The following is a 19927-nucleotide window of genomic DNA, read 5'->3' on the forward strand; positions in this document are numbered from 1 at the left end:
GCTGCCAGCTGGGCGACCGGGCTAGAGTTCGGCGTCTGCAACGGGAGCCTCTCATGAAAATCCGCATCATCGCGGCGCTGCTCGCGCTGGGCATTGCCATACCGGCCATGGCCGACGTCGGCGTCTCCATCAACATCGGCGAACCCGGCTTCTACGGGACCATCGACCTCGGTGGCGCGCCCCGGCCAGAGCTCATTTATGCGGAGCCCGTAATGGTCGAACGCGTGGCCGTGCGGCCGGCGCCGGTCTATCTGCGTGTTCCGCCGGGCCACGAAAAGAACTGGAGCCACTATTGCGGCGCTTATCACGCCTGCGGCCGGCCGGTCTATTTCGTGCAGGACAGCTGGTATCGCAAGGTCTATTCGCCGGACTACCGCCGGCGCCACGGCCATGGCGACGATCATGACCATGACGATCATCACGACAACGGACATGGCCACGGTCACGGCAATGGTCACGGCCACGACAAGGGCTACCACTGATCCAGGCGGTCGCGCCGGACTGGCCCCGCATGGCGACTAGGCCGAGTCAAAGCCCGTGTAACGGACTTCCTTGATCTCGAATTCCGCTGCGCCGCCCGGCAACTGCACCTTGACGATCTCGCCGCTGGCACGCCCCAACAGGGCGCGTGCCAGCGGCGAGTCGACACTGATCCAGCCGATCGTCGAATCGGTCTCGTCCGCGCCGACGACACGGTAGCGACGAGGCTCGCCGGCCTCGTCGGCCAGTTCGACCCAGGCGCCGAAGTAGATCTTGCCGTCACTTGATGCCTGACGCTCGACGATCTTCACGTCTTCCAGTCGTTGCGTCAGGTACTTGAGCCGCGCATCGATCTCGCGCAGCTCCTTCTTGCGATACTGATATTCGGCGTTCTCGCTGCGATCGCCTTCGGCGGCAGCGGCGGCAAGGGCGCGCACCACCTCGGGACGGCGCGCGCGCCACAGCTGCTCGAACTCGCGCTTCAGGCGCACCTGACCTTCGGCAGTGATGTACGGCGACGACTTCTCGGATGGCGGACGCCAGCGGGACATGGCTGCTCGGGGCGCGTGACTGAGCGCGGATTGTAAGAGTTGGCGCCGCGCGCCATCGCGTTAACAAGCCCTAGTGCGGCTCGCGTTGTCCGCTTGCAGCCGGCGCCGATCGATCCGCGCCGGCTGCGACCGGCTCCTGCGGCGCCAGCTGCACGCGGTGCTGCGGAAACCGGCAGAAGAAGGTCGAGCCGACGCCGGGTTCGCTGTCGATTTCCAGACGCGAATCGAAGGCCTCCAGCGCATGCTTGACGATCGACAGGCCCAGACCGGTGCCGCCGGACGCGCGCGAACGGCCAACATCGACGCGATAGAACCGCTCGGTCAGGCGCGGAATGTCGTCGCTGGCGATGCCGATGCCGGTATCGGCAACGGAAAATTGCGCACCACCATCGTCCAGCCGCTCCCAGCTGACGCGAATGACGCCACCGGCCGGCGTATAGCGCACGGCATTGGTCAGCAGATTGATGATGATGCTGTAGAACTCGGTTTCGCCGCCGATCAGCAAGGGCGCACTGTCGATGTTCTGTTCGAAACGATGCTGCGCCTTCGACACCGCCCGCGCCTCTTCGACTGCGCGGCCGATCAGCATCGGTGCCTGCAGCAGCTCGTCGCGCATGCTGGCGCGGTCCGCTTCGAGCCGGGCCAGCTTGAGCATGTCGTTGACCAGTGCCTCCATGCGCAAGGCCTGATTGCGCATTTCGACGACCGGCGCATGCCAGGTCGCCAACGGCCCGCTGCCCTGCGCTTCCATGTCCATCAGATCGAGATAGCCACGCAACACCGTCAAGGGCGTGCGCAACTCGTGCGAGGCATTGGCGACGAAATCGCGGCGTGCGGCTTCCAGCTGCCGACGCTCGGAGACATCGCGGACGATCAGCAGTTTCTGGTCATTGCCGTACGGGATGATGCGCAGCGACAGCAGTCGCTTGCGGCTGATCGGCGACGGCGCCTCGGTTTCCTGCTCGAACACGCCGCGCTCGAAGAATTCGGTGAAGCTCGGGTGACGGATCAGATTGGGAATGCGGATGCCCAGATCCTGCGGCGCCCGCAGACCCAGCAGCCGCCGCGCCGCGGTGTTGAACCAGGAGATCTCGCCGCGGTCGCCAAGCACGACCGCACCGTCCGGCAAGGCGGCAGTCGAGGCCTGGAATTCGGCGAGCATCAGCGCCAGCCGCTTCTTGCGCTTGCGGTTCTTGCGCTGCAGGTCGATCAGCAGATCGAAGACCTCGCCCCAGATGCCGGTGGCATCGGGCAGGAAATAGCGCTTCGGAGCGAGCAGCCAGGCACGCAGACGCACCAGCTGGCGCAACTGCAGGCAGACGAATACCAGCAGCGCGATCAGGCCGCCGAAGGCCGGATGGTGGAAGATCGCACCGACGATCAGGCCGGCGCCGACGACCAGACCGACGCGAATGAATGCGCGGCCGAGCAGTGCCAGATACGGTGACGGCGGCGAAGTCGGGGAATCCGGCACGGAGTCGTCCTGGAGTTCAGCCGACCGCACGCGGGCCGGCCTGGTCATTGCAGCGGCTCAGACCTTTTCTGAGAAACGGTAGCCGGAGCCGCGCACCGTCTGCACCATCTCATCATAGCCGAACGGTTCCAGCGCCTTGCGCAGGCGACGGATGTGCACATCCACCGTGCGCTCCTCGACATAGACGTTCTGGCCCCAGACGCGATCGAGTACCTGTTCCCGCGAGTAGACGCGTTCCGGATGGCTGATGAAGAAGTGCAGCAGCCGGTATTCGGTCGGACCGAGATGGATGGGCTGGCCCTGCGCGGTCACGCGCTGGCTCGCGGCATCGACTTCCAGACCGCTCGCCGACAGCTTTTCTTCTTCGCCGCCGGGCAGTGCGCGGCGCAGGACGGCCTGTATGCGTGCGATCAGTTCAGGATACGAAAACGGCTTCGACACATAATCGTCGCAGCCGATGTTCAACCCGCGCACCTTGTCCTCTTCCTCGACGCGAGCGGTGACCATGATCACCGGAACATCGCGGGTCGTCGATTGTGCCTTCAGCTCGCGCGTCAGCTCGACGCCGGAAATGCCGGGCATCATCCAGTCCATCAGGATCAGGTCGGGACGCTCGTCGGCGATCCGCAGACGTGCCGCCTGGGCATCGCCGGCCTCGACCACCCGGAAGTGAGCGCGCGTCAGCGCAAATCGGAGCATCTCGCGAATCGGCGCCTCGTCATCGACGACCAGTATCAGTTTTCCCTGCATGCCTAAGCCTTCCCTAATTCCATGACGGCAGCATATGAACGAACAGTGACGTTTCAATGACAGCCTTGGCAAGCGCTTGATTGAACTGCGCTATGGCGGGCATGAACGGAAATGCTTTGACCTATCGACCGCGGCTCCCTAGCATGCTCGCACGCTGCGGCGGGGACATCGAACCGGGGTTTGCTGCCGGCGCCGATCGTCTCTGTGCCCAAGCCGATCCGCCGTCGAAGCCGCGCGCATCCGCTTCATCCGCGGCGCCGGGCCCTGCCCTTGCGCCCCGGCAGACTGCCCCCAGATTCAGCGCCGCATAGAAAAAACGAGAAACGCCATGAGTACGCATCATCATCGACTGATCATCCTCGGTTCCGGCCCGGCCGGTTACACCGCCGCCGTCTATGCGGCGCGCGCCAATCTGAAGCCGACGCTGATCACCGGCCTCGAAGTCGGCGGTCAGCTGATGACGACCACCGAAGTCGACAACTGGCCGGGCGATGTCGAGGGCCTGATGGGACCGGATCTCATGGCGCGCATGCAGCAGCACGCCGAGCGCTTCGAGACCGGCTTCGTCTACGATCACATTCATTCGGTCGATCTGCAGAAAAAGCCGTTCACGCTGAAAGGTGACCAGGGCGAATACAGCTGCGACGCGCTGATCATCACGACCGGCGCCAGCGCCAAGTATCTCGGCCTGCCGAGCGAGCAGGCCTTCCGCGGCAAGGGCGTCTCGGCCTGCGCCACCTGCGACGGCTTCTTCTACCGCGGTCAGGAAGTGGCGGTCATCGGCGGCGGCAACACGGCAGTCGAAGAAACGCTGTATCTCGCCAACATCGCCAGCAAGGTGACGGTCGTGCACCGTCGCGACAAGTTCCGCGGCGAGAAGATCCTGCACGACAAGCTGTTCAAGAAGGAACAGGAAGGCAAGGTCGAGATCCTCTGGGATTCCGGCCTCGAAGAGGTGCTGGGCGATGAAACCGGTGTCACCGGCATGCGCATCAAGAATCACAAGAATGGCAGCACGCGCGACATCGCACTCAAGGGCGTGTTCATCGCCATCGGCCATTCGCCCAATACCGGCATGTTCGAAGGCCAGTTGAAGATGAATGGCGGCTACATCAGCGTACAGTCCGGCAGCGCCGGCGACGCCACCGCGACCAGCGTGCCGGGCGTGTTCGCCGCCGGCGACGTCATGGACCATGTCTATCGTCAGGCGATCACCTCGGCCGGCACCGGTTGCCAGGCCGCGCTCGACGCCGAGCGTTATCTCGACAAGCTCGGCTCGGCTTGAGACCGCGATCCCCGGCGGACCGGGTCCGGGCTCCGCAACGACATCGCTGCGGAGCCTTTTTTGTACGCTGCGGTCGTGGCCGGCGATAATCGACCCATGCCAGCAGACCGTGAGCATTCGTGAGCGACACCGACAGCAAGATGCGCCTCTACCGCAGCCTGCCGTCACCGTACGCAAGGCGGGTACGCGTCGTCATCGACGAGCTGGGCCTGTCCGAACAGATCGAGGAGATCGACGTCGATCCCTATGACCCGCCAGCCGCCTTCCTTGAAATCAATCCCTTGTCGAAGGTTCCGGTACTGGTCACCGAACAGGGCGAAGCGCTGCCCGATTCGAATCTGATCATCAGCTACCTGTTCACGCGCGGGCACGGGCTCGCGGCGCTGCCAAGCGGCGCCAAGCGCTGGGGCGCGCTGCGTCGGCAGTACCTTGGCGAAGGCATCATCGACGCCGCTGCCGCTTCGACCAACGAGAAGCGCCGACCGGAAGGCATCATCTATCAGGTCTTTCTCGATCGGCAGGCCGCCGCGATTCGCCGCGCCGTCGCCAGTCTCAATGGTGAAGTCGGCGAACTCCTGCAGGAAACGCCGACGACCGTCGAGATCACGGTCGGTTGCGCGCTTGGCTATCTCGATCTGCGCATGCCGTATCTGGAATGGCGGCGCGGGCACGACGCCCTTGGCGAATGGTATGCGCAGTTCGCCACGCGCCCGTCGATGCAGAAGACGGCACCGCAGGCGGCGTGAAGCGCACAAAGTCCGGATCGGCTGTTCTTTGTGCGGCACTGCTGGTGTTGCTCTCGGCCTGTGCCGGCAACAGGCTCAAACCCGATCCGGAAAACGATGCGACGCGGCGCCAGATCGTGCTCGATGCCCTGGGTCAGGTCGGTCGTCCGTACCAGTACGGCGGCACCTCGCCGGACGGCTTCGACTGCAGCGGACTGGTGCAATACGTCTACGGTCTGGCAGGGATCAAACTGCCGCGCACGACGCGCGAGCAACATGCCTACGGTCTGGCGGTCGACATGGACGACGCCGAACCCGGTGACCTGCTGTTCTACAGCTTCGGCAATGGCGGCATCGATCATGTCGCGATCTATCTCGGCGACGACGAGGCGGTCCATGCGCCGGCAGCCGGCCGCACCGTGATCGTTGCCGGGGTACACCTGAAATACTGGCAAAGCCATTTCGTCGATGCGCGCCGCGTGTTCCGCTGACGCGCATCGACGAACAGCGATTTCAGATAATGATGCGGCTGGCTTCTGCCGCGACGCCGTCGAGCAGCAGCTTGTTCAGTGTCCGCACGAATCGCGCCGGATCGTCGAGCTGTCCGCCTTCGGCCAGCACGGCCTGGCCGAGCAGCAACTCACCGAGATCGGCGAAGCGCTCGTCGTTCGACGCAGCCCTGAGCTTCTCAACCAAGGCGTGCCCGGGATTGAGTTCGAGGATAGGCGCTGACGAGGGGGCGTTTTCTCCGGCGCGCTTGAGCATCTCCTCCAGACGCCGCGACAGCGCGTGCTCGCCGGCCACCAGACACGACGGCGACTCGGTCAGCCGCGACGACAGGCGCACCGATTCGACGCGCTCACCCAGCACTTTCTGCAGGCGTTCGACAACATCCTTGAACTCGCCTTCGAGACGCGCCTTCTCCGGCGTCTCGATCTTGGCGTCGAGATCCCGGGACGCACGCGCGACCGATTCGAGCTTCTTGCCGCCGAAGCTCTGCAGGTGATTGACGACCCATTCGTCGATGCGGTCGGTCAGCAGCAGCACTTCGAAGTTGTGGGCACGGAAGCCTTCGAGGTGCGGGCTGCTGCGCGCCGCGGCCAGCGTGTCGGCGGTCAGATAATAGATGCCGTTCTGCTCGGCCGGCATGCGTGCGACGTAGGCCTCCAGCGTGACGTCGGCCTTGTCCGGCGCCGTCGTCGAGTGAAAGCGGCAGAGTCTGGCGATGCGCTCCTGATTGGCGTGGTCCTCGACCAGACCTTCCTTGAGCACCGTGCCGAATACCTGCCAGAACTTCGCGTAGTCGTCGGGCTTGTTCGCCGCCATGTCGTCGAGCAGATCGAGCACGCGCTTGACCAGCGCATTGCGGATCTTCTCGACCGTGCGATTGCCCTGCAGGATCTCGCGCGAGACATTGAGCGGCAGGTCGGCAGTATCGACGACGCCACGCACGAAGCGCAGATACGACGGCAGCAGTTCGGCCGCCTTGTCCATGATGAAGACGCGCTTGACGTACAGCTGCACGCCGCGCGACTGCTCGCGGTCCCAGAGATCGAACGGGGCGCGTGCCGGAATGTACAGCAGCGATGTGTATTCGAGCGTGCCTTCGACGCGGTGATGCGCATGCGCGAGCGGGGCTTCGTAATCGTGCGTCAGCTGCTCGTAGAACTTCGCGTAGTCCTCGTCTTTCAGCTCGGACTTCGGCCGCGTCCAGAACGCGCGCGCCTGGTTGATGGTCTCGGTCTCGTCCTTGTCGTTCTTCAGCTTGATCGGCAGGCTGATGTGGTCGGAATACTTGCGCACCAGATTCGACAGGCGCGCCGGTTCGAGGAATTCCCGGTCGTCCTCGCGCAGATGCAGGATCACTTCGGTGCCGCGGTCGAGCTTGAACGACGGCTCAATCGTGAACTCGCCCTGCCCGTCGGATTCCCAGCGCACGCCGTCGGCGTCGGTGCGCTTGCTCAGCACCGTGACCTTGTCGGCGACGATATAGGCCGAATAGAAGCCGACGCCGAACTGGCCGATCAGCTGCGAATCCTTCTTCTGGTCGCCGGACAGCGATTCGATGAACTTGCGCGTGCCTGAGCGCGCGATCGTGCCGAGATTGTCGATCACCTCGTCGTGCGACATGCCGACGCCGTTGTCCCTGATCGTCAGCGTGCCGGCGGCGGCGTCCGGAATCAGCTCGACATGCAACTCGTCGCCGCCGATCAGCTCCGGTTTTGCGATCGCCTCGAAGCGCAGCTTGTCGCAGGCGTCCGATGCATTCGAAATCAATTCGCGCAGGAAGATTTCCTTGTTCGAATACAGCGAATGGATCATCAGGTGCAGCAGATGCCGCACTTCGGCCTGGAACTCACGCTTTTCGACAGCCATCGGCTGGGGACTCCTCTATGTGTGGAGCCGGCGTTTTAGGGCCGGCAGCGACAGATTTCAAGCCCCGGCAACCGTGGCGGCCCCTTCAGTCCAGCGTGCGCCGATAAAACCGCATCGCCACCAGCATCACGACCAGCGTGAACACGCCCATCGGCCAGATGTTCGGCCACAGGTCGATCCAGCCATTGCCCTTGAGGATGATGCCGCGGATCAGGCGATTGAAGTAGGTCAGCGGCAGCACGCTGGCAATCCACCGCGCCCAGACCGGCATGCCCGCGAACGGGAACATGAACCCGGACAACAGGATGTTCGGCAGGAAATAGAACATCGTCATCTGCATCGCCTGCAGCTGATTCCTGGCGATCGACGACAGCGTGATGCCGACGGTCAGGTTGGCGGCGATCAGCAGCAGCGCCGCCAGGTAGATCGCGACCACGCTGCCGGCAAACGGGACGCCGAACACCCAGCGCGAGGCCAGCAGGATGATGGTGGCCTGGATCAGGCCGATCGCGATGTACGGCACCAGCTTGCCGGTGGTCACCTCGATCGGCCGTACCGGCGTCGCCAGCAGGTTTTCCATCGTGCCGCGCTCGCGCTCGCGCGTCATCGCCAGGCCGGTCATCATCACCAGCGTCATCGTCAGGATCACGCCCATCAGGCCGGGAATGATGTTGTACTGGGTGATGCCCTCCGGATTGTAGAGCCGATGGACGCGCACCTCGAACGGCGGGTCGGCCGGCATCAGATGTGCGAGCGGTCCGCGCAGGTCCTTGCTCGCGACGCTGCTCACCAGCTGCGCGGCGGCCGACAGCGCCATGCCGGTGGCGGTCGGATCGGTGGCGTCCGCCTCCAGCAGCACCGCCGGCTTTTCGCCGCGCACGAGCTGTTTGGTGAAATCGGCGGGAATGTTCAGCACGAACTGCGCGCGGCCCTGCGCAAGCGCCGCGCGGCCGGCATTCTCGTCATGCAGTTCCTCGACGATGTCGAAGTAGTCCGAGTTGCGCATCGCCGCCATCAGGCTGCGCGTGAACTCGCTGTGCTCCGCGACGATCACCGCGGTCGGCAGGTGTCGCGGATCGGAGTTGATGGCAAAGCCGAACAGGGCCAGCTGCACGATCGGGATACCGACGATCATGCCGAAGGTCACGCGGTCGCGGCGCAGTTGCAGGAATTCCTTGCGCACGATGCCCCACCAGCGCGACCACGAGAACCACGCGAAGGGGCGCGCCGCGTTCACGACGTGCCCGCGTAGTTGTCGGTCGAACGCTTCATCAGATGGATGAAGACGTCTTCGAGGCTGGTGTCGATGTGCTCGATGCGCAGACCCTCGCCCGCCACGCGTCGCAGGCTGGCTTCCAGCTGCGCGGCGTCGCTGCCGGTGACATGCAGCAGCGAGCCGAAGGCCACGGTCTGCTCGACACCCGCTTGTCCGCGCAGGCGCTCGGACAGTGCGGCAAGCTCGTGGCCGTGCACGGCAAACGTCGTCAGATGCTGCGCGGCGACCACTTCGTCAGCCGTGCCCTGCACCAGCAGCTTGCCGTAGGCGATATAGGCCAGCTTGTGGCAGCGCTCGGCCTCGTCCATGTAGTGGGTGCTGACCAGCACCGAGATTCCGTCGGCGGCGAGTCGGTGCAATTCCTCCCAGAAATCGCGACGCGCGGTCGGATCGACGCCGGCGGTCGGCTCATCGAGCAGCAGCAGCTGCGGCTTGTGCAGCATGCAGGCGGCGAGCGCGAGCCGCTGCTTCCAGCCGCCGGACAAGGCGCCGGTCAGCTGATCGGCGCGCGATGCCAGACCGAGTCGCTCAAGTGCCTCGTCGACCACCTGCTGGCGATCCTTCATCTCGTACAGGCGCGCGACGAAATCGAGGTTCTCGCGAATCGTCAGATCTTCCCAATACGAGAATCGTTGCGTCATGTAGCCGACGCGGCGCTTGATCTGCTCGGTTTCGCGCAGGATGTCGTAGCCCAGGCACCGCCCGCTGCCGGAATCCGGCGTCAGCAGGCCGCACATCAGGCGGATCGAGGTGGTCTTGCCGCTGCCGTTCGGTCCGAGAAAACCGAAAATCTCGCCTTTTCGCACCTGCATCGACAGATCGTTGACGACGTGCTTGTCGCCGAAGTGCTTGTTGAGTCCCTGCACGTCGATCGTCAGTACATCGGCGTCCGCCGCGTCGCTCATTTCAGACTCACGGCAACCGGCTGGCCGGGGTGCAGGGTGGCCGCGTCGGCCGCCGCCGGCCAGGCCTCGACCATGAACACCAGCTTGTCACGCGCGTCATTGCTGTAGATGACCGGCGGCGTGAACTCGGCCTGATTCGAGACATAGCGGACAGTGGCCGCGACATCGTGCGCACAAGCGTCGCAATGCAACGTCACCGCCTGACCGGTGCGCAGGCTGCCGACCACGGTTTCGGGGACGAAGAAACGGATCTTGATGTTGGCGGGCGGCAGCAGGCGCACGACCGGATTGCCGGCCGCCACCCACTCGCCGACGCGATACATCGTTTCGTAGACCAGCCCCGCCTGCCCGGCCTTGATCGATTTTTCGGACAGTCGCCAGTCCGCCTGCGCAAGCGCGTCCCGGGCGGCATCGGCCTGGGCCGCAAGCGCGGCCAGTTGCTGCGCGCGGCCCGGCAACGCCGCGACGCTCAGCTGGTTGCGCAATTCGTCGACCCGCGCGCGGCTCGCGTCGGCCTGCGCGCGGCTGTTGTCGAGCTGCGCCTGCGACACGGCATGGATGTCGAACTGCGCCTGATCGCGACGCAGCTGCTCGGCGGCGTTGCGATCGGCCGCCTCGGCCTGTGCGAGTTGTGCGCGCACGACCGCAATTTCCGGTGGACGCTTGCCGGTTTGCAGATCGGCGTACTGCGCCTCGGCGGCATGCAGCTGCTGTGTCGCCTGTTGCTGCGCGGCTTGCTCAAGCGTCGCTTCGAGCGCGAACAGGGGCGCGCCGCGCGCCACGCTGTCGCCACGCGCCACCGCCAAATTCTGCAGGCGCCCGGCTTGCGACGAGGCGACATAGACGAATTCGCCCTCGACATAGCCCTGATACTGGTCCGCATCGCGGCCGCTGCAGGCGGCGAGCAGGCCAATCGCCAGCAGCATCGGAAATCTAGGCATCGGGCGTCTCCAGGCGCCGACGCTGAGCCTGCAGCGCCGCGAACGAGAACTGCGTGATATGGGCCGACAGCTGCTCAAGCGCATCGTCGGCATAGGTTTGCGGCGCCAGGGTCTGCACCAGCGGGCGGGCGAACAGATAGAACATGCACTGGCTGACGATGCTGAAGCTGCAGCGCGTCACCGTTTCCGCCGGCGCCTGCTCGCCAAGCAGACCGGCGACGACCGCCGACAGCTGGCGGAACTGCGGCGCGATCAGATCCTCGATCAGGGTGGTCAACGCCGGCGTCGGCACCGCGAACTCGCGCATCAGCAACTTCGGCACCACGCCACGCTGGTCATCGGCAAGGAAGCGGCTGAGCAGCATGTCGATCGCCGTGCGCAGCCCGGCTTCGCCACTGGTGGCCACCGTCGGGTCCGGCAACGGATAGCGTTCGATGCGCTCGCCCGCGTGCTGGCGCAACACGGCCACGTAAAGCGCCTGCTTGCCGCCGAAGTGGTAGTTGATGGCCGCGACATTGGCACTGGCACGATCGGCGATATCGCGTACACGGGCCAGTTCGTAACCCTGTTCGACGAACACGGCGGTTGCCGCCTGCAACAAGGCACCGCGAGTCACGGTGCCGGCCCGATCACCGGGATCGGCGGGCTTTCCTGTCGCGCGTGACGTTCCGGACGATACGGTCGGCATGTGTGAAACGAATGTTTAAAACACTTGTTTAATATCGCCGCCGCAACGGCGACCGTCAAGCCGCAGAACGCAAAAAACCACGGCGGACCGGAGGTCCGCCGTGGTTGTCGAACACTGGCAACGATGCCGGCACGAGGCCGGCACAGCGTGCCTAGCCGAGCTTCTCGGTGATGCGCGCGGCCTTGCCGGACAGCTCGCGCAGATAGTAGAGCTTGGCGCGACGGACTTCGCCGCGACGCTTCACGGTGATTTCCGCGACCTGCGGGCTGTAGGTCTGGAACACGCGCTCGACACCTTCTCCGTGCGACGCCTTGCGCAGGGTGAACGCGGAGTTCAGACCGCGATTGCGCTTGGCGATGACCACGCCTTCGAAGGCCTGGAGACGTTCACGATCGCCTTCCTTGACCTTGACCTTGACCTCGACGGTGTCGCCGGGGTTGAAAGTCGGGATCTTCTTGTTCATCTGTTCCGCATCGATTGCGGCAATGATCTTGTTCGTCAGCATGTCTACCACCTTCCGTTAAACCTATCGCTGTTGCGCGATGAACTCACGCAGCAGCGTCCTTGAATCCTCGTCCAGTTCCAGACCTTCCAGCAACTCGGGCCGCTTCAACCAGGTCTGCCCCAGCGCCTGCTGGCGACGCCAGCGGGCAATTTTCGCATGATCGCCGGACATCAGCACTTCCGGCACACCGGCGTCGCGCCACAGCTCCGGCCGCGTCCAGTGCGGATGATCCAGCAAACCGGCCGAGAACGAATCGTTCACCGCCGACTGCTCGTCTCCCAGCACACCGGGCAACAAGCGCGCGATGGCATCAATCACCGTCATCGCCGCCAATTCGCCGCCGGACAACACGAAATCGCCCAGCGACAACTCGAAATCCACTTCCTGCCGCACGAGACGCTCGTCGAGCCCCTCGTAGCGGCCGCAGAGCAGAACCAGAGCCGGTTCCTCGCTCAGCCGCTGCGCCCATCGCTGGTCGAAACGGCTGCCCTGCGGTGACAGGTACAGCACCCTGGCACTGCCCAGCATCGCCCTGGCATCACCGATCGCGGCCGCCAAGGGCTCGGCTTCCATCACCATGCCGGGTCCGCCGCCATACGGCCTGGCATCGACCCGCCGCCACTTGTTCGTGCTGTAGTCGCGCGGATTGCGCGTCGACAGCTGCAACTGACCACCTTCGGCCGCGATTCGCGGCATCCCGTGCTGCGTCACCTGTTCCACCAGTTCGGGGAACAGCGTGATGACATCGATCTTCATCACCAGTCCGGCTGCCAGTCGCAGACGATGCGGCCGGCGGCCATGTCGATCTCGCGAACGATCTGCGGCCGCACGACCGGAATCATGCGCTCCACTTCACCCGCACCCAGCACCAGCACGTCCTGTGCCCCGTTGCTGGTGACATCGGTCACCGTGCCAAGTGCCGCGCCTTCCAGCGACTCGACCCGCAGCCCGATCAGATCGATCCAGTAATACTCGCCGTCGCCCAGCTTCGGCAGCGCATCGCGATCGACCGCGATCTCGGCACCGACCAGCCCTGCGGCAACTTCGCGATCCTCGATGGCCAGCCCGGCAGCATCGCTGAGCTGGACGACGAGGCTGCGGTTCTGCACCTGCGAGGCCAGTACTTTCGCTTCGAAACCCCCGCCATGGTGAAGCCACCAGCGGCGATAGTTCAGAATGTTCTCGGGCGGACGAGTGTAGGAATGCACCCTGATCCAGCCCTTGATACCAAACACGCCGGAGACGCGGCCCAGCGTCACCCGGCGTGATGTCACAGCTTAAGCAGCCTTCGGCGCCGTCTTGACGAGATAGGCGACGCGGTCGGACATCTGCGCACCGTTCTTCTGCCAGTGTTCGACACGGGCGAGATCGAGCGTCAGCTTCGACTCCTGACCCTTCGCATTCGGGTTGTAGTAACCGAGGCGCTCGATGAAGCGGCCATCACGGGCGCTGCTCTTTTCTGTCGCAACGACGTGATAGAACGGGCGCTTCTTGGCGCCGGCGCGAGCCAAACGAATCGTAACCATGCTTGTAATTCCTGAATTCCGGACAGTCCTCAGCAGGACCGAGGGCCGCTGAAAGGGGGCGTATTGTAGCGATTTGTGTGCGAAATTCCAGAGGCTTAGCGCGTTTTCAGCGTTTTGCCGGTGCCCACACCGGCGACGGCGCATAACGGCCACGCAGCAAGGCCAGCGCCCGTTCCTCGATATCGCCGGCAAAGCTGTCGCCGAAGCCGTAGTAGATCTGCTCGATTTCGCCGCTCGGCCGGACCAGGAATGTCGCCGGCAGGCGCCAGAGACTGAAGTTCTTGGTGGCGATGCCGACCGGGTCGATGACCACCGGATAGGACACGGGATGCAGCTTGAGGAAACGTCGCGCCTGATCGACATCGTCGTCGATGCTGACCGACAGCACTTCGAAACGGTCGCCATAGCCCTGCTTCAGCAGACGACTGCGGATCGCGTCGATCTGCGGCATCGATTCCATGCAGGGCCCGCACCAGGTTGCCCAGAAGTCGACGACGACCACCTTGCCCTTCAACGCACTGAGCTTGATGCCGGCCGGCCCCTGCAGGACGATGCCCGCGGCCTCCGGCACCTGCTGGCCGGCCTGGATGGCCAGAGCCGGCTGGACGGAGGTCATTGCCGCCAGCAGCAGCCCCGATGCCGCGATTCGGTACAGGCCCGGATTCAACGGCGCGGCATCATGCCGGGCGGCATGCGACCGGCGAGCCCGCGCATCATCTTCGCCATGCCGCCGCTGGCGACCTTCTTCATCATATCGCGCGTGGTGTCGAACTGGCGCATCAGCTGATTGACCTGCTGCACCTCGACCCCGGCGCCGGCGGCGATGCGGCGCTTGCGCGACGCCTTGATCAAATCGGGGAAGCGGCGTTCCTGTTTCGTCATCGAATTGATGATCGCGATCGTGCGCCGCACCTGCTTCTCGGCATCGACATTCTTCAGCTGGGCCTGCATCTGCGCCCCGCCCGGCAGCTTTTCGAGTATCGACTGCATGCTGCCCATGTTCTGCATCTGCAGCATCTGCTCGCGGAAATCCTCGAGATCGAAGCTCTTGGTCTTCTTCAGCTTGGCGGCGAACTTCTGGGCCTTTTCCTGATCGACCTTGCGCGCCGTTTCCTCGATCAGCGACAGCATGTCGCCCTGGCCGAGAATGCGGGTGGCGATGCGATCCGGATGGAAGACTTCGAGGCGGTCGGACTTCTCGCCGACGCCGAGGAACTTGATCGGCTTGCCGGTGACCTGACGCACCGACAGCGCTGCGCCGCCGCGGGCGTCGCCGTCGACCTTGGTCAGGATCACGCCTGTCAGCGGCAGGCGGTCGGCAAACGCGCGCGCCGTGTTGGCGGCGTCCTGGCCGGTCATGCTGTCGACCACGAACAGGGTTTCGACCGGGTCGAGCGCGGCATGCAGGGCCGCGATCTCGGTCATCATCTCCTCGTCGACCGTCGTCCGACCGGCGGTGTCGACGATCAGCACGTCGGCGTACTGCTTGCGCGCCTCGGCGAGCGCCGCCCTGGCGATGTCGACCGGGTTCTGGCCGACGGCCGACGGGAAGAACTCGACACCGACATTGCCGGCGACGATGCGCAGCTGCTCGATCGCCGCCGGACGATAGACGTCGCCGGACACGACGATGACCTTCTTCTTCTGTTCCTTCAGCCACAAGGCCAGCTTGCCGGTGCTGGTGGTCTTGCCGGCGCCCTGCAGACCCGCCATCAGGATGATCGCCGGCGGTTGCGCGCGCAGGTTCAGCGGCTCGGTGACGCCGCCGAGTGTGGCAGTCAGTTCCTGCTGGACCACGCGCAGGAATTCCTGTCCCGGCGTCAGCGACTGCGTGATCTCGACGCCGAGCGCACGCGTCCTGACCTTGTCGATGAAGTCCTTGACGACCGGCAACGCGACGTCGGCTTCGAGCAGCGCCATGCGCAGTTCGCGGCTGGCGGCGGCGATCTGCTCTTCGGTCAGGCGGCCCTGGCCGCGGATCGAGTCGAGGACGCGCCCGAGGCGCGTTGTCAGGTTTTCAAACATGGGGTTCCGCCCGTGGCAATGCCGCTATTGTAGCGCCCGCTTCAGCTCAGACTGATGGTATCGCCACGCTTCAGGTGCGCATATTCCCAGCCGCGCAGGGCTTGCCGGCATTCGCGTTCGATGCTCGCCTCGGTGCCGGGCTTGTGGTGCGTCAGGTACAGCTTCGGACGATGTTCGAGCTTGCGCAGTTCGCGGCCCAGCAAGTCCGGCGTGAAGTGCTTGGAGGCGTACCCGAGCGCTGCTTCCTTGTCCGGGAAGGCAATCTCGATCATCAGCTTGTCGAGCCGCGGCAAGCCATTGAGGAAGTGCCAGAGCGCATCGTCGGCATAAGTGTCGCCGGTGAAAGCAAAGGTCCCGCTGCGACCCTCGATCGCGTAACCGTTGGCCGGCACGGTGTGCAGGACGCGGAACGGCGTGATGCGACGCCCGTCGCCGAGTTCGAGTTTCTCGTCCATCGCCACTTCGTTCCAGCGCAGCAAGGGATTGTTCTCGTCCGGCAGCACCGAGAAGTCCGGCCAGATCTTCCAGTTGAAGACATGCTCGCGCAGCGTCTGCAGGGTTTCGCGGCTGGCATGCACCGCGATCGGTTCGTCGATCAGGTCGAACAGGTTGTCGGCCATGAACGCCAGCCCGCAGACGTGATCGAGGTGGCAGTGCGTGAGAAAGACATGGCGGATGCGGCGCTGCTGCGACAGGGTCAGGTCACCGATGCCCGTACCCGCATCGATGAGAATTTCCTCGTCCAGCAACAGGCTGGTCGTCCGCAACCCCGGACCCACACCGCCGCTGCAACCGAGGACCTTGATCCGCATGGCAATCCGCAAGACTTGACCGACCGATGCTAGCACGCCGGCCGCGAGCCGCTGCAGTGCGATGCTATGCTCGCCGGCATGATCCCCACGTTACTCGCCTGTACTCTTTATATCGTGACGGCGCTGCTGATCTGGCGACGTCCGCACCCCCTGCTCGAGCGCACGCTGCCGCCGATCGCACTGGCGCTGCACGGCGCCGCGCTCAGCGGCTTCGTGTTCCGTGCCGGCACAATCACCCTCGGCTTCAATGAAGCCCTGTCGCTGTTCGCCTGGCAGTCATCGCTGCTGCTGTGGGGCCTGTGCTTCCGCGAACCGCTGCGCATTCTCGGTACCGCGATCTATCCGCTGACGGCCCTCGCCGCCGTCGTCGCCGTGAGTTCGCCGTCACCGACCAGCGACATCATCATCGACAACTGGAAAGCACAGCTGCATATCACGCTGTCGCTGTTCTCGGCCGGGCTGCTGACGCTCGCCGCCGTGCAGTCGATTCTGCTCGCCGCACAGGACCGGCTGCTGCATCGCCACCAGCTCACGCATCTGGCCCGTGCCCTGCCACCGGTACAAACCATGGAGCGCCTGCTGTTCCAGCTGATCGGCATCGGCTTCGTGCTGTTGTCGCTGACGCTGATCTCCGGTCTGTGGTTCATCCACGACTGGCTGGCGCAGCACCTCGCACACAAGACCATCCTGTCGGTCACCGCCTGGCTGATCTTCGGCACGCTGCTCTGGGGTCGCGTGCGCCATGGCTGGCGCGGCCGCGTGGCGATCCGCTGGGCGCTGGCAGGCTATGCCATGCTGATCCTCGCGTACTTCGGCAGCAAGTTGATATTGGAAGAAATGCTAGGCCGGCACTGGACTTAGGATGCACTTCTCAGATCGGGGCGTTGACAGCCCCGCCGCGCTTCGCTAACAAGTTGCTGCCCCGGCCCCATTCGACCGCGCTCTTGGACGACATACCGCTAGCTGCACTGTTCGGGCTTCTGATCGCCCTGCTGTTCATTTCCGCGTTTTTCTCGGGCTCCGAAACGGGGCTGATGACGCTCAACCGCTATCGTCTGAATACCCGTGCGGACAAGGGCGAGCGTGCGGCCCGCTTTGCGCGACGCATGCTGAAGCGGCCCGATCGCCTGATCGGCACCATCCTGCTCGGCAACACGTTCTCGAACAATCTGGCGGCAGCAATTGTCGCCATCATCACCGCCAAGCTTTTTTCGAACAGCACGGCGGTCCTGATCACCACCGCGGTGATGACGCTGGTGATGCTGATTTTCTCGGAAGTCACACCCAAGACCCTCGCCGCGCTGCACCCGGAGCGCGTCGCTCTGCCGTCGGCCTATGTCTACTGGTATCTGCGTCTGCCGCTGTTTCCGTTCGTCTGGGCCGTCAACCTGATCAGCAACGGCATCCTGCGCCTGTTCGGCGTGACCCCCGAGGACGCCGCGCAGCACAGCCTGAGTTCCGAGGAACTGCGCACCGTCGTGCTCGAAGCCGGTGCGATGATTCCGCAGCGCCACCAGAAGATGCTGCTGTCGATCCTCGATCTGGAAAAGGCGACGGTCGAGGACATCATGGTGCCGCGCAACGAAATCATCGGCATCGACATCACCGAATCGCGCGAGCAGATCCGCGAAACCATCATCGCCAGCCAGCACACGCGCCTGCCGGTGTTCGACGGCTCGATCGACCACCTGAAGGGCGTCGTGCACCTGCGCCGTGCTGTCCGTCTGGCCGCCGAGGACAAGCTCGACACCGAGAGCCTGCTGGCGCTGGCGGCCGAACCGTATTACGTGCCGGAGGGCACGCCGCTGAACCAGCAACTGCTGAATTTCCAGAACCAGAAGCGGCGCGTCGGTTTCGTCGTCGATGAATACGGCGACATCCAGGGACTGGTGACGCTCGAAGACATCCTCGAAGAAGTGGTCGGCGAATTCACGTCCGATCCGGCGACGCGGATCAAGAACGTCTATGCCGATGCCGACGGTTCCTATCGCGTATCCGGCTCGGTGACGATCCGCAGTCTGAATCGCAATCTCAACTGGCGGCTGCCGACCAAGGGGCCGAAGACGATCAACGGCCTGGTCCTCGAACAGCTGGAGGCTTTGCCGCAGACCGGCGCACAGGTCGCGATCGGCGGCTATACCCTGGAGATCACCGATGCCCGCGCCAATGTCATCAAGTCGGCGCGCATCTGGCCGCCGAAAACCGGGCTGGCGCAAAGGAAGGCGCGCGCGGCCTGAACCCGTTCAGAGTTGCGCCAGCGCTTCGTCGAGACGCGAGATTGCGAGCACTTCGATATCGAGCCTGGCACCGCGCCGCGGCTTGTTGGCCTCCGGCACGATGGCTCGCTTGAAGCCCTGCTTGGCCGCTTCGATCAGCCGCTCCTCGCCGCCGGCAACCGGCCGCACTTCGCCGGCCAGGCCAATCTCGCCGAACACCACCCAGTCGCCGGGCACCGGCCGGCTGCGCAGACTGGACAGCGCCGCCAGCAGCAGCGGCAGATCGGCCGCGGGCTCCTGGATGCGCATGCCGCCGACGACATTGGCGAAAACGTCCTGATCGCCGAGTGAAATGCCGCCGTGCCGATGCAGCACAGCCAGCAGCATGTTGAGGCGGTTGCCTTCGAGACCGAGCGTCACGCGGCGCGGATTGCCGATCGTCGACTGGTCCACCAGCGCCTGCACCTCGACCAGCATCGGCCGGCTGCCCTGACGTGTGACGGTGATCACACTGCCGGGCACCGGCGCGCCGTGACGCGACAGGAACAGCGCCGACGGATTGCTGACCTCCTTGAGGCCGCCGTCGGTCATCGCGAACACGCCCAGCTCGTTGACCGCGCCGAAGCGATTCTTGACCGCGCGAATGATGCGGAAACGCGAACCCGGATCGTGCTCGAAGTACAGGACGGTATCGACCATGTGCTCAAGCACGCGCGGGCCGGCGATCGCGCCCTCCTTGGTGACATGGCCAACCAGCACGACCGCGGTCTGCGAGGACTTGGCGAAGCGCACCAGCTGCGCCGCGCATTCGCGCAACTGCGAAACCGAACCCGGCGCCGAATCGAGCGCATCGGTGTACAAGGTCTGGATCGAGTCGATGACCACCAGTCCCGGTCGCAGCGCCTGCAGCTGGGCGACAATCGCCTCGACCCCCGTCTCGGCGAGCACCGGCAGGTCGAGGCGCGTCAGGCCTAGCCGCTTGGCGCGCAAATGCACCTGGGTCAGCGATTCTTCGCCTGTCACGTACAGCGTCGGCAGACGCTCCTGCACCTGCGCCAGCATCTGCAGCAGCAGCGTCGATTTGCCGATTCCGGGGTCGCCACCGATCAGGATCACCGCACCCGGCACGATGCCGCCGCCGAGCACGCGGTCCATCTCCGGCATGCCGGTGGCGGCGCGCGGCTCCTCCTGCAGTTCGACCTCGTCAAGCCGTTGTATGCGTCCGAGCGCCGCACCGCTGATGCCGCCGGCGCGCGATTTCGCGGCCGGCACCGCGACCGTTTCGCTCAAGGTGTTCCAGGCGCCGCAGTCGGCGCATTGCCCGACCCACTTCGGGCTGACCGCACCGCAGCTCTGGCAGACGTACTGGGTTTTTGCCTTGGCCATGCAAAT

General features: G+C 64.7%; 22 protein-coding genes. 6 read left to right on the plus strand and 16 right to left on the minus strand.

Annotation, left to right across the window (positions count from 1 at the left end):
• Window positions 1-53 precede the first annotated feature (53 nt).
• Window positions 54-482, plus strand: a complete 429-nt coding sequence (locus G7Y85_RS03185) for a hypothetical protein (RefSeq protein ID WP_166251524.1) — start codon at window positions 54-56, stop codon at window positions 480-482.
• Between the two features lie 36 nt (window positions 483-518).
• Here the strand turns inward: G7Y85_RS03185 and greB are convergent, their stop codons facing one another.
• From greB to phoB, 3 genes are all read right to left on the minus strand, one after another.
• Window positions 519-1031 (minus strand): transcription elongation factor GreB, encoded by a 513-nt coding sequence (gene greB / locus G7Y85_RS03190; protein ID WP_166251528.1) that lies wholly within the window; start codon window positions 1029-1031, stop codon window positions 519-521.
• A gap of 70 nt (window positions 1032-1101) precedes the next feature.
• Window positions 1102-2505: a phosphate regulon sensor histidine kinase PhoR gene (gene phoR, locus G7Y85_RS03195; RefSeq protein ID WP_366514911.1), complete on the minus strand. Its 1404-nt coding sequence runs from the start codon at window positions 2503-2505 to the stop codon at window positions 1102-1104.
• Between the two features lie 57 nt (window positions 2506-2562).
• Window positions 2563-3255: a phosphate regulon transcriptional regulator PhoB gene (gene phoB / locus G7Y85_RS03200; RefSeq protein ID WP_166251535.1), complete on the minus strand. Its 693-nt coding sequence runs from the start codon at window positions 3253-3255 to the stop codon at window positions 2563-2565.
• A gap of 328 nt (window positions 3256-3583) precedes the next feature.
• Between phoB and trxB the strand changes: the two genes are divergently transcribed.
• The 3 genes from trxB to G7Y85_RS03215 all read left to right on the plus strand — a co-directional run bounded on the left by trxB (window position 3584) and on the right by G7Y85_RS03215 (window position 5756).
• Window positions 3584-4540, plus strand: coding sequence for a thioredoxin-disulfide reductase (gene trxB / locus G7Y85_RS03205; protein WP_166251538.1), 957 nt, complete (start codon window positions 3584-3586; stop codon window positions 4538-4540).
• A 119-nt stretch (window positions 4541-4659) separates the two neighbouring features.
• Window positions 4660-5286 (plus strand): glutathione S-transferase family protein, encoded by a 627-nt coding sequence (locus G7Y85_RS03210; RefSeq protein WP_166251541.1) that lies wholly within the window; start codon window positions 4660-4662, stop codon window positions 5284-5286.
• Window positions 5283-5756 (plus strand): C40 family peptidase, encoded by a 474-nt coding sequence (locus G7Y85_RS03215; RefSeq protein ID WP_366514912.1) that lies wholly within the window; start codon window positions 5283-5285, stop codon window positions 5754-5756. The genes G7Y85_RS03210 and G7Y85_RS03215 overlap by 4 nt, the downstream gene beginning before the upstream one ends.
• A 22-nt stretch (window positions 5757-5778) precedes the next feature.
• Here the strand turns inward: G7Y85_RS03215 and htpG are convergent, their stop codons facing one another.
• The 12 genes from htpG to G7Y85_RS03275 form a co-directional block, all read right to left on the minus strand.
• The gene (htpG, locus tag G7Y85_RS03220; protein ID WP_166251547.1) at window positions 5779-7641 is read right to left on the minus strand and encodes a molecular chaperone HtpG; all 1863 of its coding nucleotides are present in this window, start codon (window positions 7639-7641) and stop codon (window positions 5779-5781) included.
• Between the two features lie 85 nt (window positions 7642-7726).
• Window positions 7727-8878 (minus strand): ABC transporter permease, encoded by a 1152-nt coding sequence (locus G7Y85_RS03225; RefSeq protein ID WP_166251550.1) that lies wholly within the window; start codon window positions 8876-8878, stop codon window positions 7727-7729.
• Window positions 8875-9822 carry an ABC transporter ATP-binding protein gene (locus G7Y85_RS03230; protein ID WP_166251553.1) on the minus strand — a complete coding sequence of 316 codons (948 nt, stop codon included), beginning with the start codon at window positions 9820-9822 and terminating at the stop codon, window positions 8875-8877. Before G7Y85_RS03230 ends, G7Y85_RS03225 begins: the two co-directional genes overlap by 4 nt.
• Window positions 9819-10763, minus strand: coding sequence for an HlyD family secretion protein (locus G7Y85_RS03235; protein ID WP_241695928.1), 945 nt, complete (start codon window positions 10761-10763; stop codon window positions 9819-9821). Before G7Y85_RS03235 ends, G7Y85_RS03230 begins: the two co-directional genes overlap by 4 nt.
• Window positions 10756-11379, minus strand: coding sequence for a CerR family C-terminal domain-containing protein (locus G7Y85_RS03240; protein WP_166251556.1), 624 nt, complete (start codon window positions 11377-11379; stop codon window positions 10756-10758). Before G7Y85_RS03240 ends, G7Y85_RS03235 begins: the two co-directional genes overlap by 8 nt.
• 223 nt (window positions 11380-11602) lie before the next feature.
• A complete protein-coding gene (gene rplS / locus G7Y85_RS03245) occupies window positions 11603-11953 on the minus strand; it encodes a 50S ribosomal protein L19 (RefSeq protein ID WP_166251904.1) in 351 nt (116 codons plus the stop codon).
• A gap of 24 nt (window positions 11954-11977) precedes the next feature.
• Window positions 11978-12712 carry a tRNA (guanosine(37)-N1)-methyltransferase TrmD gene (gene trmD, locus G7Y85_RS03250; RefSeq protein ID WP_166251559.1) on the minus strand — a complete coding sequence of 245 codons (735 nt, stop codon included), beginning with the start codon at window positions 12710-12712 and terminating at the stop codon, window positions 11978-11980.
• Complete coding sequence (gene rimM / locus G7Y85_RS03255; protein ID WP_166251562.1) at window positions 12712-13230, minus strand: ribosome maturation factor RimM; 519 nt, start codon at window positions 13228-13230, stop codon at window positions 12712-12714. Before rimM ends, trmD begins: the two co-directional genes overlap by 1 nt.
• Before the next feature lie 3 nt (window positions 13231-13233).
• Window positions 13234-13482: a 30S ribosomal protein S16 gene (gene rpsP, locus G7Y85_RS03260; protein WP_166251565.1), complete on the minus strand. Its 249-nt coding sequence runs from the start codon at window positions 13480-13482 to the stop codon at window positions 13234-13236.
• A gap of 106 nt (window positions 13483-13588) precedes the next feature.
• Window positions 13589-14149: a TlpA family protein disulfide reductase gene (locus G7Y85_RS03265; RefSeq protein ID WP_241695930.1), complete on the minus strand. Its 561-nt coding sequence runs from the start codon at window positions 14147-14149 to the stop codon at window positions 13589-13591.
• Window positions 14146-15507: a signal recognition particle protein gene (ffh, locus tag G7Y85_RS03270; RefSeq protein ID WP_166251570.1), complete on the minus strand. Its 1362-nt coding sequence runs from the start codon at window positions 15505-15507 to the stop codon at window positions 14146-14148. The genes G7Y85_RS03265 and ffh overlap by 4 nt, the downstream gene beginning before the upstream one ends.
• A 41-nt stretch (window positions 15508-15548) precedes the next feature.
• A complete protein-coding gene (locus tag G7Y85_RS03275) occupies window positions 15549-16319 on the minus strand; it encodes an MBL fold metallo-hydrolase (protein WP_166251573.1) in 771 nt (256 codons plus the stop codon).
• Window positions 16320-16397: 78 nt separating this feature from the next.
• On the opposite strand from G7Y85_RS03275, the gene G7Y85_RS03280 reads away from it, so the two are divergent.
• Window positions 16398-17180, plus strand: a complete 783-nt coding sequence (locus G7Y85_RS03280; RefSeq protein WP_166251576.1) for a cytochrome C assembly family protein — start codon at window positions 16398-16400, stop codon at window positions 17178-17180.
• 83 nt (window positions 17181-17263) lie between these two features.
• Window positions 17264-18556: an HlyC/CorC family transporter gene (locus tag G7Y85_RS03285; RefSeq protein WP_194241072.1), complete on the plus strand. Its 1293-nt coding sequence runs from the start codon at window positions 17264-17266 to the stop codon at window positions 18554-18556.
• Window positions 18557-18562: 6 nt separating this feature from the next.
• On the opposite strand, the gene radA is transcribed toward G7Y85_RS03285, so the two are convergent.
• Entirely contained in the window at window positions 18563-19921 is a 1359-nt protein-coding gene (gene radA / locus G7Y85_RS03290) for a DNA repair protein RadA (RefSeq protein WP_166251579.1), read from the minus strand.
• Window positions 19922-19927: the final 6 nt, after the last annotated feature.

It is taken from the genome of Solimonas terrae (assembly GCF_011067135.1).
GTDB classification, from domain to species: domain Bacteria; phylum Pseudomonadota; class Gammaproteobacteria; order Nevskiales; family Nevskiaceae; genus Solimonas; species Solimonas terrae.

What these genes read in the sequence shown, in the direction of transcription:
- htpG (WP_166251547.1), bottom strand. Translation starts at nt 7,641, where the DNA reads ATGGCTGTCGAAAAGCGTGAGTTCCAGGCCGAAGTGCGGCATCTGCTG.
- G7Y85_RS03235 (WP_241695928.1), bottom strand. Translation starts at nt 10,763, where the DNA reads ATGCCTAGATTTCCGATGCTGCTGGCGATTGGCCTGCTCGCCGCCTGC.
- G7Y85_RS03185 (WP_166251524.1), top strand. Translation starts at nt 54, where the DNA reads ATGAAAATCCGCATCATCGCGGCGCTGCTCGCGCTGGGCATTGCCATA.
- G7Y85_RS03230 (WP_166251553.1), bottom strand. Translation starts at nt 9,822, where the DNA reads ATGAGCGACGCGGCGGACGCCGATGTACTGACGATCGACGTGCAGGGA.
- radA (WP_166251579.1), bottom strand. Translation starts at nt 19,921, where the DNA reads ATGGCCAAGGCAAAAACCCAGTACGTCTGCCAGAGCTGCGGTGCGGTC.
- ffh (WP_166251570.1), bottom strand. Translation starts at nt 15,507, where the DNA reads ATGTTTGAAAACCTGACAACGCGCCTCGGGCGCGTCCTCGACTCGATC.
- trxB (WP_166251538.1), top strand. Translation starts at nt 3,584, where the DNA reads ATGAGTACGCATCATCATCGACTGATCATCCTCGGTTCCGGCCCGGCC.
- G7Y85_RS03280 (WP_166251576.1), top strand. Translation starts at nt 16,398, where the DNA reads ATGATCCCCACGTTACTCGCCTGTACTCTTTATATCGTGACGGCGCTG.
- phoB (WP_166251535.1), bottom strand. Translation starts at nt 3,255, where the DNA reads ATGCAGGGAAAACTGATACTGGTCGTCGATGACGAGGCGCCGATTCGC.
- rpsP (WP_166251565.1), bottom strand. Translation starts at nt 13,482, where the DNA reads ATGGTTACGATTCGTTTGGCTCGCGCCGGCGCCAAGAAGCGCCCGTTC.
- trmD (WP_166251559.1), bottom strand. Translation starts at nt 12,712, where the DNA reads ATGAAGATCGATGTCATCACGCTGTTCCCCGAACTGGTGGAACAGGTG.
- greB (WP_166251528.1), bottom strand. Translation starts at nt 1,031, where the DNA reads ATGTCCCGCTGGCGTCCGCCATCCGAGAAGTCGTCGCCGTACATCACT.
- G7Y85_RS03275 (WP_166251573.1), bottom strand. Translation starts at nt 16,319, where the DNA reads ATGCGGATCAAGGTCCTCGGTTGCAGCGGCGGTGTGGGTCCGGGGTTG.